The organism is Streptomyces sp. NPDC001231 (genome assembly GCF_042896885.1).
Lineage (GTDB): Bacteria > Actinomycetota > Actinomycetes > Streptomycetales > Streptomycetaceae > Streptomyces.
This window is the reverse complement of sequence record NZ_JBIAXS010000004.1, coordinates 19,986-33,336: the sequence shown is the minus strand read 5'-3', so window position 1 is coordinate 33,336 and position 13,351 is coordinate 19,986. Positions and strand designations below refer to the sequence as shown.

Genomic DNA, 13,351 nt, shown 5'->3' with positions numbered 1-13,351 from the left:
GTGTAACAAGTCCGTTTCGCAGGGATCTTTCGCCAAACGGTTTGTCCGGATTTTGGAAGATGTAGACATCAGGTGTGATCGAACCGAGACCGAATGGCAGTGGTCCCACCGGTGAGCGATGGCAGATAGTTAGGCGCGTAGAGCTCGGGTCGACGGGTCATGCGCTGCAGGAGGCGCCGACTCACGAGCGTTGCGGGTGCATCTGACCTTCCCCGTTCTTCGTGACCGCGGGATGTCGTGTGCTCCGCCTTGCGGTGAACATAGGACTCAGAGGAGGAACCCATGCGTGGTGCCAGGAGCGCCAAGTGGGTCGCTGGTGCAATCGTCATAGCCCTCGCTGCGACCGCCTGCGGAGGCGGCGACGACAAGAGCAGCGATGGCGGCAAGGGCTCCGGCAAGGACGGTGGCACCTTCCGGATGGGTATCACCGAGCCGGTCGCCATCGACCCGTACAACGCCCAGGAGTCCGAGGGCATCCTCGTCACGACCAACCTCTTCACCGGTCTGTACTCGCCGACCGCGGACGGCCAGGTCGTTCCGGCGCTGGCCACCGACAAGAAGGTCAGCGACGACGGCAAGACCTGGACCTTCAACATCAAGAAGGACACCAAGTTCACCAACGGTGAGGCGGTCGACGCCGAGTCGTTCATCCGCGGCTGGAACCGTGTGGCGCAGAAGTCGGCCGCCTCCGACGTCGCGTACCACATGGGCGGCGTCGAGGGCTTCGGCGACGTGCAGGCCGGCAAGGCCACGACCATGTCCGGCCTGAGCGCCCCGGACCCGTACACCCTCCAGGTGAAGCTGTCCGAGCCGGACTTCGAGTTCTACGTCAAGCTCACGCACTCGGTCTTCAGCCCCGTCCCCAAGGTCGCGGGCGACGCGAAGAACAAGGCGTACAACGACGCCCCCATCGGCAACGGCCCCTTCAAGATGTCGGGCAAGTGGGAGCACAACAAGTCGATCACGCTCGTCCGCAACGACGACTACGGCCTGGAGAAGGCCCACCTCGACAAGGTGCAGATCGACATCCTCAACTCCAACAACGGCGTGACGCTGGAGTACCAGGGCTTCCAGTCGGGTCAGTACGACTGGGCCCGCATGCCCACCCCGCAGCAGCCGGCCGCCAAGGCCAAGTACGACCCGCAGGGTGAGTGGATCGAGCAGGACACCAATGGTATGAACTACCTCCTGCCGATCACGGATAACGGCCCGATGAAGAACCCGAAGGCGCGCGAGGCCGTCTCCTACGCGATCGACCGGGACGCCATCATCAAGGGCGTCTTCCAGAACATGCAGAGCAAGTCGACGACGATCCTGCCGCCGGCGTTCAAGGACGTGTACCAGAAGGACCTGTGCACCTCCTGCGTCAAGCAGGACACGGTCAAGGCCAAGCAGCTCGCCAAGGAAGGCGGCCTGAAGCCCGGCACCACCATCGACCTCGGCTACAACACGGGCGCGGGCCACGAGGAGTGGATCCAGGCCGTCAAGGCGCAGCTCGAGGAAGTCCTGGGCGTCAAGGTGAAGGCCACCGGCAAGCCGTTCGCCGAGCTGCTCGCCGACCAGCAGAAGCCGAAGGCGACGGGCCTGTACCGCTTCGCCTGGGGTGCCGACTACCCGACGCCGGACAACTTCCTGTACCCGCTGCTGGCCACCGCGTCCATCAACAAGGACGACACCGGCAAGGTCACCGGTGACAACCGCGGCCGCTACAGCAACAAGAAGTTCGACGACCTGCTCGCCAAGGCCCGCGGCACCGAGGACGAGGCCGGCCGCAACGCCATCTACAAGGACGCGGAGAAGGTCGCCATGGACGACATGGCCCTGATCCCGCTGTGGAACCGGCACCAGCTGCGTCTCGCCAACACCAAGAAGTTCAACGACCTCACGATGGACTTCCACGAGAACCCGAGCCTCGTTGACGTCAAGTTGAAGTAACGGGTCGCCGCGCTCGGCGCGGAATCCGGCAACCGGGGGGTCGTGGGGTTCGAGCTTCAGCTCGAACCCCACGACCCCCCGCCGACCGTCGGGAGCGGTGTGATCCACCCCTCCCGCCCCCACCCCACCCCCCACATGCCGGGGCGCGAGGGAGCTGCTGAGGAAGTGGCAGCGAGGTAGAGAGGCAGTTATGGGAAGGTACGTGGTCCGCAGGCTGGGCCAGCTCGTCGTGGTCGTGCTCGGCGCGACGATGATTCTGTTCGCCTGCCTGTTCGTGATCCCCGGCGACCCGGTGGGTCAGATCGCCGGCAGCGACAAGGCGCGTGACCCTGCCGTCATCGCGGAGATGCACAAGCAGTACGGGCTCGACAAGCCGCTGGTCGTCCAGTACGGCACCTACGTCGGCAAGCTCGTCACCGGTGACCTCGGCACGGACTACACACAGGACCGCCCGGTCACCGAGATCCTGGGCCCGAAGCTCGGGAACACGGCGAAGCTGGCCGTCGCGGCCATCGTGATCGACATCGTCATCGGCATCTCGGTCGGCGTACTCGCCGCCATGCGCAGATACTCCGTCTGGGACGTGTCGGCGACCTTCCTCACGACCCTGGCCATCGGCGTGCCGTCCATCGTGCTCGGCATGATCATGCAGCGCATCTTCGTGATCCAGCTGGGCTGGTTCCCGCTGATCGCCGGCGACAGCCTCGACGCCATCGTCCTTCCCGCCGTCACCCTCGCCATCATCGACGCGGCCCTCGTGGCGCAGCTCGCGCGCAGCACGATGCTGGAGGTACTGCGCGCCGACTACGTCAAGACGGCCATCGCCAAGGGCCTTCCCCGCCGGACGGTGCTCATCCGGCACATCATGCGCAACTCGGTCATCCCGGTGATCACCTACCTGGGCATCTCCTTCGGCGCGCTGCTCGGCGGCGCCATCATCACGGAGACGATCTTCAACTGGAACGGCATCGGCCTCGCGCTGATCCAGGCGATCCAGCAGAACAACAACCCCATCATCGTCGGGGTGGTGACGATCAGCGTGGCGGTCTTCGTCGTGCTGAACCTGATCGTCGACCTGCTGTACGCCGCTCTCGACCCGCGCATCCGCCTTGCCTGACCCGCAGGGTCGTTCCCCTCTAGGAGTCACACCATGACCGAACTCGTCTCGGGCACGGGAGAGCCGACGACGGCCGACCCCGCCCCGGCGCGCCCGGACGCCGAACCCAGCGTCGCCAGGGTCAGCCAGTGGTCCGACATCCGGCACCGCTTCTTCGCCAACAAGCTGGCGGTGGTGGGCCTGGCGATCATCGTCATCCTCGTCCTCACCGCGATCTTCGCGCCGCTCATCGCGCCGTACGACCCGCTCAAGCAGAACCTGATGAACACGCTGCAGTCCCCGGGCGGCGATCACCTGCTGGGCACCGACTCCCTCGGCCGTGACCAGCTCTCCCGGCTCATCTACGGCAGCCGGATCGCCATCATCGTGGGTCTCGCCTCGATCCTCGTGGCCGTCTCCATCGGCATCCTGCTGGGCTCCCTGGCCGGCTACTACGGCCGCTGGGTCGACACGGTGATCATGCGCGTCGCCGACGTCTTCTTCGCCTTCCCGCTGCTCATCGGCGCCATCGTCATCATCCTGCTGATGGGTCGCGGCGTGCTGCCCGTCGTGCTCTCGCTCGGTATCTTCTCCTGGGCGACCTTCGCCCGCCTGCTGCGCAGCCAGATCCTCTCCGTGCGCGAGATGGACTACGTGCACGCCGCCAAGGCGCTGGGCGCGAGCCAGGGCCGGATCATCCGCAAGCACATCCTGCCCAACTCGCTGACGTCGGTGCTGGTGTACGCCACCAGCAACGTCGGTATCGTGATCGTGGCCGAGGCGTCGCTGTCGTACCTCGGCGTCGGCGTCGACCCCGAGGTCGCCGAGTGGGGCAACATGATCGCCGCGGGCCGCGACTTCATGGGCGTCAAGGACTTCATGTGGACGTACCCGAGCCTCGCCATCGTCATCACCGTGCTGGGCTTCGTCCTGCTGGGCAACGGCCTGCGCGACGCGCTCGACCCGAAGCTGCGGTGAGGTACCGCCATGAGTCGAACCCCTGTGACCAAGCACGATGAAGGTGACGGCATGACCAGCCTGGAGATGGCCCCCAGCAACAGCGGGGCGGACGGGACCGCGCCGCTCCTCGAAGTCCGCGACCTGCACGTGGAGTTCAAGGTCCGCGACACCGTGACCAAGGCGGTCAACGGCGTCAACTACAGTGTCCGTGCGGGCGAGACGCTCGCCGTGCTCGGTGAGTCGGGCTCCGGCAAGTCCGTCACCGCGCAGGCGATCATGGGCATCCTGGACAGCCCGCCCGGACGGATCGCCAAGGGCGAGATCTTCTTCCAGGGCCAGGACATCCTGAGCCTGCCGGAGAACGAGCGGCGCAAGCTGCGCGGCGCCAAGATGGCGATGATCTTCCAGGACGCGCTGTCCTCGCTCAACCCGGTGCTGTCGGTGGGCTACCAGCTCGGCGAGATGTTCCGGGTGCACCAGGGCATGTCCAAGAAGGACGCCAAGGCCAAGGCCATCGAGCTGATGGACCGCGTGCGCATCCCGGCCGCCGCCCAGCGCGTCGGCGACTACCCGCACCAGTTCTCCGGCGGTATGCGCCAGCGCATCATGATCGCCATGGCCCTCGCCCTGGAGCCGGACCTGATCATCGCCGACGAGCCGACCACGGCTCTCGACGTGACCGTCCAGGCCCAGGTGATGGACCTCCTCGCGGAGCTTCAGCGCGAGTACAACATGGGCCTGATCCTGATCACCCACGACCTGGGTGTGGTCGCGGACGTCGCCGACAAGATCGCGGTGATGTACGCGGGCCGGATCGTCGAGACCGCGCCGGTGCACGAGCTGTACAAGCGCCCCGCGCACCCGTACACCAAGGGCCTGCTGGAATCGATCCCGCGCCTGGACCACAAGGGCCAGGAGCTGTACGCGATCAAGGGTCTGCCGCCCAACCTGCAGGCGATCCCGCCGGGCTGCGCGTTCAACCCGCGTTGCGGCATGGCCCAGGACGTCTGCCGCACCGACGCACCGCCGCTGGTGCCGGTGACCGAGCGCGACGGCACGGAGCTGCCCGGCCGCCGCTCCGCTTGCCACTTCTGGAAGGAGACGATCCATGGCTGAGCCGACGAAGCTCGCGAAGGACGACGAGCCCAAGGACGACGCCACGCCGAACGTCTCCGAGGTGGACACCGTCGACGCGGCCTCCGAGGAGGAGGCGGTCGCGGCGATCGACGCGACCGTCGAACGCGGCGAGCCGATCCTCCAGGTCCGCAACCTGGTCAAGCACTTCCCGCTGACCCAGGGCATCCTGTTCAAGAAGCAGGTCGGCGCGGTCAAGGCGGTCGACGGGATCTCCTTCGACCTGTACCAGGGCGAGACCCTGGGCATCGTCGGCGAGTCCGGCTGTGGCAAGTCCACCGTCGCCAAGCTGCTGATGAACCTGGAGCAGGCGACCGCCGGCGAGATCTTCTACAAGGGCCAGGACGTCACCCGGCTGTCCGGGCGCGCGCTGAAGGCGGTGCGCCGCAACATCCAGATGGTGTTCCAGGACCCGTACACCTCGCTCAACCCGCGTATGACGGTGGGCGACATCATCGGCGAGCCCTTCGACATCCACCCCGAGGTGGCCCCGAAGGGCGACCGGCGCCGCAAGGTGCAGGAGCTGCTGGACGTCGTCGGTCTCAACCCGGAGTACATCAACCGCTACCCGCACCAGTTCTCCGGCGGTCAGCGCCAGCGCATCGGCATCGCCCGCGGCCTCGCGCTCAACCCCGAGGTCATCATCTGCGACGAGCCGGTCTCGGCGCTGGACGTGTCCGTCCAGGCGCAGGTCATCAACCTGATGGAGCGGCTGCAGGACGAGTTCAACCTCTCCTACGTCTTCATCGCGCACGACCTGTCGATCGTCCGGCACATCTCGGACCGCGTGGGCGTGATGTACCTCGGCAAGATGGCCGAGATCGGCACCGACGAGCAGATCTACGAGCACCCGACGCATCCCTACACCCAGGCGCTGCTGTCGGCGGTCCCGGTGCCGGACCCCGACGCCCGGGAGAACCGCGAGCGGATCATCCTGGCCGGCGACGTGCCGTCCCCGGCCAACCCGCCCTCGGGCTGCCGCTTCCGCACCCGCTGCTGGAAGGCCCAGGACAAGTGCGCCGAGGAGGTCCCGCTGCTCGCCGTGCCCGAGCGCTTCAAGGGCTCGGACTCCCCGGCGGCCCACGAGTCGGCCTGCCACTTCGCCGAGGAGAAGGACGTCGTCGGCGCGGCGTGACCTGCTGAGAGACAGAGCCTGATCCCCGACTGGTTCCCGGTACCGCACGGCGGTGCCGGGAACCAGTCGTATGGGCCGGCCGTTTCCGTGGTGGCGGGCGAGGCCACGGAGCAACGCAGGGAGGAGAGCCACCGGGTGACACTGCATCACATCGAGCTCTGGGTGGCCGACCTGGAGCGCGCCCGCGCCTGCTGGGGCTGGCTCCTCGAACGGCTCGGCTGGTCGCCGTACCAGGACTGGCCGGCGGGGGTGAGCTGGCGGTCGGGTGACACCTACCTCGTGATCGAGCGGTCCCCGGCCCTCCGCGGGGACCGGCACGACCGGCTCCGCCCCGGCCTCAACCACCTGGCGTTCCATGTGCCCACGCGGCACGGGCTCGACGCCCTGGTCACCGAAGCGTCCCGGCACGGCTGGACGCTGATGTTCGCCGACCGTCACCCGTACGCCGGCGGCCCCCGGCACTACGCCGCCTACCTGGAGAACGCCGACGGCTTCGAAGTGGAGCTCGTGGCCCGCCCCGAGCCGGCCGGGGAGCACGCCGACGCCGCGCCGGACGAAGCCGACCCCGGGCCGCCCGGCGAGCACCCGTGACGCCGAGCGACGTCCGTGTGCCGCGTGACGTCCGCGTGCCGGGCGGGCACAGCGCCGGGCGGACCGGTTCCCTACTGTCCCCAAGGAGCACCCCATGACGGAGGCCGCGGCGGCGAACGCCCTGCCGTACACGGAACTCGACGGCTTCGGCCTGCGCCTGCGGGCCTGGCGCGAGGACGACGTGCCGGCCCTGCTGAAGGGCCTGAACGACGCCGAGTCGCGGCGCTGGTCCGGGGCCCAGCCCGTGCCCATGGACGAGGCCGGAGCGCTGGCCTTCATCGCCAGGCGGGCCGCGCTTCTCGAACAGGGCACGTTCGCGCCGTACTGCGTCACCGACGCGGCCACCGGAGAGGTGCTCGGCAGCGTGGAACTCCACAAGATAGAGCCCCGCATGGGTCACGCCGGGGTCGGGTACTGGCTCCTGCCCGAGGCGCGCGGCCGCGGCACGATGACCCGGGCCGTCGAGCTGTGCGTCCGCTGGGGCTTCGAACGGCTCGGTCTGCACCGCATCGATCTGGGGCACGCGGTCGGCAACACGGCCTCCTGCCGGGTCGCCGACCGCTGCGGCTTCGTGTACGAAGGCGTGCTGCGCGGCTTTCTGCCCGCCGCGGGCGCGCCGGGCACGTACGACGACACCCACCTCCACGCGCGACTCGCGACGGACCCGTACCCGGACTTCGTCTGAGCGTGCCGAGGATGCCGAGGACCCGGCCGCTGACGTAGTCGGTCCTCCGCGGACCTTTCCACCCGTCCGGCGGGAGTGCCCGGTGCGGCGACCACGTGATATGCGGCTTATGTGCTGATATATCTCAGGTCACCGCATCCCGAGGAGGCACCCATGCGTGGAGTCGCGCGCGCTGCCGCGGGGGCGGTGGGGGCCATGCTCGTCCTCGCCGCCTGCGGGGGCGGGGGAGCGGGCGTCGGCGCCAAGGCGCTGACCGCGTCGTGGGGCGACCCGCAGAACCCGCTGGAGCCGTCCAACACCAACGAGGTGCAGGGCGGCAAGGTGCTCGACATGATCTTCCGTGGACTGAAGCGGTACAATCCGAAGACCGCCAAGGCCGAGAACATGCTCGCCGAGCGCATCGACACCACCGACTCGCGGCACTTCACCATCACCGTCAGGAACGGCTGGCGGTTCAGCAACGGCGAACCGGTCACCGCCAGGTCCTTCGTCGATGCCTGGAACTACGGCGCGAGCCTGCGGAACAACCAGAGGAACGCCTACTTCTTCGGCTACATCGAGGGCTACGACAAGGTCCACCCCGAGAGCGGACGGCAGAGCGCCGACACCCTCTCCGGGCTGAAGGTCACCGGCCCGCGCACCTTCACCGTCACCCTCGGCCAGAAGTTCTCCACCTTCCCGGACACCCTCGGATACGCCGCCTTCGCCCCGCTGCCCCGCGCCTTCTTCACCCACCACGCCGCCTGGCTGGGCAAGCCGGTCGGCAACGGCCCGTACACCATCGAGTCGTACACCAGAGGCGCGCAGATGACCCTCAGGAAGTGGGACGGCTACCCCGGTCCGGACAAGGCGCGGAACGACGGCGTGACCCTCGTGGTCTACACCGACAGCAACACCGCGTACACCGACGTGCTGGCCGGCAACCTCGACCTCGTCGACGACATCCCCGCCGGCCAGCTCAAGAACGTGCGGACCGACCTGGCCGGCCGTTACATCAACAGCCCGGCCGGCATCCTGCAGACCCTCGCCTTCCCGTTCTACGACCCGAAGTGGAACACCAGCGGGGCGCGCAAGGTCCGCACCGGCCTGTCCATGGCCATCAACCGCAAGCAGATCACCGAGACCATCTTCCGGAACACCCGCACCCCGGCCACCGACTGGACCTCACCGGTCCTCGGCACGGCCGGTGGCTTCAAGCCGGGCCTGTGCGGCCACGCCTGCGACTACGACCCCGCCGGGGCCAGGAAGCTGGTCCAGGAGGGCGGTGGACTCCCCGGCGGCCAGGTGAGGATCACGTACAACGCGGACACGGGCTCGCACAAGCAGTGGGTGGACGCCGTGTGCAACTCCATCAACAACGTGCTCGGCAACGACAGGGCGTGCGTCGGCAACCCGGTCGGCACCTTCGCCGACTTCCGCAACCAGATCGGCCGGCACCGGATGACCGGACCCTTCCGGGCCGGCTGGCAGATGGACTACCCGCTGATCCAGAACTTCCTGCAACCGCTGTACTACACGGACGCCTCCTCCAACGACGGCAAGTGGTCCGACCGGCAGTTCGACCACCTCGTCGACCGGGCCAACGCCGAGACCGACAGACCCCGGGCGATCGGGCTCTTCCAGCAGGCCGAGGGCGTCGTACGGGACAACATGGCCGCCATCCCGCTGTGGTACCAGAACGGCAGCGCCGGCTACTCCGACCGGCTGCACAACGTGGCGCTCAACCCGTTCAGCGTCCCCGTCTACGACGAGATCAGGGTCGGCTGATCCGGCATGGGACGGTATGTCGCCAGGCGGCTGCTCCAGATGATCCCGGTGTTCTTCGGGGCCACCCTGCTGATCTTCCTGATGGTGAACGTGATGGGCGACCCCATCGCCGGACTGTGCGGCGAGCGCGCCTGCGACACCGCGACGGCCACCCAGCTCAGACGGGAGTTCGGCCTCGACAAGCCGCTGTGGCAGCAGTACGCGACCTACATGGGCAACGTCTTCACCGGCGACTTCGGCACCGCGTTCAACGGACAGCCCGTCACACAGCTGATGGCGTCGGCGTTCCCCGTCACCATCCGGCTGACCGTCGTCGCGATCCTCTTCGAGATCGTCGTCGGCATCACCCTGGGCGTGCTGACCGGGCTGCGCCGGGGCCGGCCCGTGGACACCTCGGTCCTGGTCCTCACCCTCGTCGTCATCTCCGTCCCCACCTTCGTCACCGGTCTGCTGCTGCAACTGCTGTTCGGCGTCCAGTGGGGCTGGATCAGACCCTCGGTGTCCCCGGTGGCGGCCTTCGGCGAGCTGATCGTGCCCGGCCTGGTCCTCGCCTCCGTCTCCCTCGCCTACGTGACCCGGCTGACCCGTACCTCCATCGCCGAGAACCGGCGCTCGGACTATGTGCGCACGGCCGTCGCCAAGGGACTGCCCCGGCGCCGGGTCGTCGTCCGGCACCTGCTGCGCAACTCCCTGATCCCTGTGGTCACCTTCATCGGCACCGACATCGGCGCGCTGATGGGCGGCGCCATCGTCACCGAGCGCATCTTCAACATCCACGGTGTCGGCTACCAGCTCTACCAGGGCATCCTGCGGCAGAACACCCAGACCGTCGTCGGCTTCGTGACGGTCCTCGTCGTGGTCTTCCTGGCCGCCAACCTGCTCGTGGACCTGCTGTACGCCGTACTCGACCCGAGGATCCGCTATGCCTGAGCAGCCGCAGGAGCCCGAGCGCGTCATCGCCGGGACCGGCATGGGCGGTGCCATGGACCTCGCGGCGAGCGAGGCGACGACGCTGGAGCGGGCGCCGGGCGGGCCGGAGGGCAAGCCCCGCTCCCTGTGGTCCGACGCCTGGCGCGACCTGCGCCGCAACCCCGTCTTCATCCTCTCCGCGCTGGTGATCTGCTTCCTGGTCCTCATCGCGATCCGGCCGTCCCTGATCGCCTCGGGCAACCCCCTCACCTGCGACCTGGCCAGAGCCCAGGACGGTCCCGCGCCCGGCCACCCCTTCGGCTTCGACGGCCAGGGCTGCGACGTCTACACGCGCACCGTCCACGGCGCCCGCGCGTCCGTCACGGTCGGCGTGTGCGCCACGCTCGGGGTGGCGCTCTTCGGCTCGGTGCTGGGCGGGATCGCCGGATTCTTCGGCGGCGCCGGGGACGCCGTGCTGTCCCGGACCACCGACATCTTCTTCGCCATCCCCGTCGTCCTCGGCGGTCTCGTCCTGCTGTCCGTCGTGCCGAGCAGCACCGTCTGGCCGGTCGTCGGGTTCATCGTGCTGCTCGGCTGGCCGCAGATCTCCCGGATCGCGCGCGGCTCGGTCATCACCGCCAAACAGCTCGACTACGTCCAGGCCGCCCGCGCCCTGGGCGCCTCCAACTCCCGCATCCTGCTGAGGCACATCGCGCCCAACGCCGTCGCCCCGGTGATCGTCGTCGCCACCATCGCGCTCGGCACGTACATCGCGCTGGAGGCCACCCTGTCCTACCTCGGCGTCGGGCTGAAGCCGCCCAGCGTCTCCTGGGGCATCGACATCTCCGCCGCCTCCCCCTACGTCCGCAACGCCCCGCACGCGCTGCTGTGGCCCGCCGGGGCGCTGGCGATCACGGTCCTGGCCTTCATCATGCTCGGCGACGCGGTGCGCGACGCCCTCGACCCGAAGCTGAGGTGACGGCGCCTTGCTGCTCGAAGTCCGTGATCTGCACGTGGAGTTCCGGACCCGGGACGGGATCGTCCACGCCGTCAACGGAGTCGGCTACGAGGTGGACTCCGGGGAGACGCTCGCCGTGCTCGGGGAGTCCGGCTCCGGCAAGTCCGTGACCGCGCAGGCGGTCATGGGCATCCTCGACGTGCCGCCCGGCCGGATCAGCGGCGGGCGGATCCTCTTCCGCGGCAGGGACCTGCTGGAACTGAAGGAGGACGAACGGCGGCGGATCCGGGGCGCCGAGATGGCGATGATCTTCCAGGACGCGCTGTCCGCGCTGAACCCGGTGCTGACCGTCGGCGACCAGCTCGGTGAGATGTTCGTCGTGCACCGGGGCATGTCCCGCAAGGACGCGCGCGCCAGGGCCGTGGAGCTGATGGACCGGGTGCGCATCCCGGCCGCCGGGCAGCGCGTCCGCGACTACCCGCACCAGTTCTCCGGCGGCATGCGCCAGCGCATCATGATCGCCATGGCGCTTTCCCTGGAACCGGCGCTCATCATCGCCGACGAGCCGACCACCGCTCTCGACGTCACCGTCCAGGCCCAGGTGATGGACCTGCTCGCCGAACTCCGGCGCGAGTACCGCATGGGGCTCGTCCTCATCACCCACGACCTGGGCGTGGTCGCCGACGTCGCGGACCGGATCGCGGTGATGTACGCGGGCCGGATCGTGGAGTCCGCGCCGGTGCACGACATCTACAAGGCGCCCGCCCACCCGTACACCAAGGGCCTGCTGGACTCGATCCCGCGCCTGGGCCACAAGGGCCGGGAGCTCTACGCCATCAAGGGCCTGCCGCCCAACCTCCGGGCGATCCCGCCCGGTTGCGCCTTCCACCCGCGCTGCCCCATGGCCCGGGACGTGTGCCGCACGGACGTACCGCCCCTGTACGAGGTCTCCGAAAGCCGCGCGAGCGCCTGCCACTTCTGGAGGGAGTGCCTGGATGGCAGAGCAGACGGTTGAGCGGACGGCCGAGCCGATCCTGGAGGTCAGCGGGCTCGTCAAGCACTACCCGCTCACCCGGGGCGTCCTGTTCAGGAAGCAGATCGGGGCGGTCAAGGCGGTCGACGGCGTCGACTTCACCCTGGCCCGGGGCGAAACTCTCGGCATCGTGGGCGAGTCCGGCTGCGGCAAGTCCACGGTCGCGAAGATGCTGTGCAACCTGGAGCGGCCCACCGCGGGCGAGATCCACTACCGGGGCGAGGACATCACCCGGCTGTCCGGCCGGGCACTGAAGGCGGTGCGCCGCAACATCCAGATGGTGTTCCAGGACCCGTACACCTCGCTCAACCCCCGTATGACGGTGGGCGACATCATCGGCGAGCCGTACGAGATCCACCCCGAGGCGGCCCCCAAGGGCGACCGGCGCCGCAGGGTGCGGGAGCTGCTGGACGTGGTCGGCCTCGACCCGGAGTACGTCAACCGCTATCCGCACCAGTTCTCCGGCGGTCAGCGCCAGCGCATCGGCATCGCCCGAGGACTGGCCCTGCGTCCCGAGATCATCGTCGCCGACGAGCCGGTCTCCGCGCTCGACGTCTCGGTGCAGGCCCAGGTGATCAACCTGATGGAGCGGCTTCAGAACGAGTTCGACCTGTCCTACGTCTTCATCGCGCACGACCTGTCGATCGTGCGGCACATCTCCGACCGGGTGGGGGTCATGTACCTCGGCCGGATCGTCGAGATCGGCACCGACGAGCAGATCTACGACCATCCGACGCACCCCTACACCCAGGCGCTGCTGTCCGCCGTTCCCGTGCCGGACCCGGGGGCACGGGAACGCCGGGAGCGGATCATCCTCTCGGGAGACGTGCCGTCCCCGACGAACATCCCCTCCGGCTGCCGCTTCCGCACCCGCTGCTGGAAGGCGCGGGAGCGCTGCACGCTGGAGGTGCCGGAGCTGACGGTGCCCGCGGAGTTCCGGCACGACACCGGGCCGGCGGTGCACCCCTCGGCGTGCCACTACGCGGCGGAGCTCCAGGTGGTGCCGCCGGAGGAGCGGGACACCGGGGGACAGGGGAGCGGCAATAGGGCACCGTGACCGCGTCGGCGCGCGGACGCCCTCACGGCCCGGGACGGGGCCGGGGCGGCGTGTCGCGTGCCCCCCGGCCCCATGCCCGTGTGCGGTGTCC

At 68.9% G+C, this 13,351-nt stretch carries 12 protein-coding genes; all 12 read left to right on the top strand.

Annotation, left to right across the window (positions count from 1 at the left end; translation table 11 throughout):
• The first annotated feature begins 282 nt into the window (after positions 1-282).
• The 12 genes from ACFY3J_RS06435 (at position 283) to ACFY3J_RS06380 (ending at position 13,260) form a co-directional block, all read left to right on the top strand.
• Positions 283-1,935: an ABC transporter substrate-binding protein gene (locus ACFY3J_RS06435; RefSeq protein ID WP_390840413.1), complete on the top strand. Its 1,653-nt coding sequence runs from the start codon at positions 283-285 to the stop codon at positions 1,933-1,935.
• 190 nt (positions 1,936-2,125) lie between these two features.
• Positions 2,126-3,052, top strand: a complete 927-nt coding sequence (locus ACFY3J_RS06430) for an ABC transporter permease (protein ID WP_384171831.1) — start codon at positions 2,126-2,128, stop codon at positions 3,050-3,052.
• A gap of 33 nt (positions 3,053-3,085) precedes the next feature.
• Positions 3,086-4,009 (top strand): ABC transporter permease, encoded by a 924-nt coding sequence (locus ACFY3J_RS06425; protein ID WP_390840412.1) that lies wholly within the window; start codon positions 3,086-3,088, stop codon positions 4,007-4,009.
• A 51-nt stretch (positions 4,010-4,060) separates the two neighbouring features.
• On the top strand, positions 4,061-5,107 hold the full coding sequence (locus ACFY3J_RS06420; protein ID WP_384171825.1) for an ABC transporter ATP-binding protein: 1,047 nt from the start codon (positions 4,061-4,063) through the stop codon (positions 5,105-5,107).
• A complete protein-coding gene (locus ACFY3J_RS06415) occupies positions 5,100-6,260 on the top strand; it encodes an ABC transporter ATP-binding protein (protein ID WP_384171822.1) in 1,161 nt (386 codons plus the stop codon). Before ACFY3J_RS06420 ends, ACFY3J_RS06415 begins: the two co-directional genes overlap by 8 nt.
• A 135-nt stretch (positions 6,261-6,395) precedes the next feature.
• The gene (locus ACFY3J_RS06410; protein WP_390840411.1) at positions 6,396-6,851 is read left to right on the top strand and encodes a VOC family protein; all 456 of its coding nucleotides are present in this window, start codon (positions 6,396-6,398) and stop codon (positions 6,849-6,851) included.
• A 94-nt stretch (positions 6,852-6,945) separates the two neighbouring features.
• Positions 6,946-7,536, top strand: a complete 591-nt coding sequence (locus tag ACFY3J_RS06405) for a GNAT family N-acetyltransferase (protein ID WP_384171816.1) — start codon at positions 6,946-6,948, stop codon at positions 7,534-7,536.
• Positions 7,537-7,689: 153 nt separating this feature from the next.
• Positions 7,690-9,303 (top strand): ABC transporter substrate-binding protein, encoded by a 1,614-nt coding sequence (locus tag ACFY3J_RS06400; protein WP_390840410.1) that lies wholly within the window; start codon positions 7,690-7,692, stop codon positions 9,301-9,303.
• A 6-nt stretch (positions 9,304-9,309) separates the two neighbouring features.
• Positions 9,310-10,233, top strand: coding sequence for an ABC transporter permease (locus ACFY3J_RS06395; RefSeq protein WP_384171810.1), 924 nt, complete (start codon positions 9,310-9,312; stop codon positions 10,231-10,233).
• Positions 10,226-11,191 carry an ABC transporter permease gene (locus ACFY3J_RS06390; protein WP_384171807.1) on the top strand — a complete coding sequence of 322 codons (966 nt, stop codon included), beginning with the start codon at positions 10,226-10,228 and terminating at the stop codon, positions 11,189-11,191. Before ACFY3J_RS06395 ends, ACFY3J_RS06390 begins: the two co-directional genes overlap by 8 nt.
• Positions 11,192-11,198: 7 nt before the next feature.
• The gene (locus ACFY3J_RS06385; RefSeq protein ID WP_384171804.1) at positions 11,199-12,185 is read left to right on the top strand and encodes an ABC transporter ATP-binding protein; all 987 of its coding nucleotides are present in this window, start codon (positions 11,199-11,201) and stop codon (positions 12,183-12,185) included.
• Positions 12,166-13,260: an ABC transporter ATP-binding protein gene (locus tag ACFY3J_RS06380; protein WP_390840408.1), complete on the top strand. Its 1,095-nt coding sequence runs from the start codon at positions 12,166-12,168 to the stop codon at positions 13,258-13,260. Before ACFY3J_RS06385 ends, ACFY3J_RS06380 begins: the two co-directional genes overlap by 20 nt.
• The last annotated feature ends 91 nt before the right edge of the window (positions 13,261-13,351 follow it).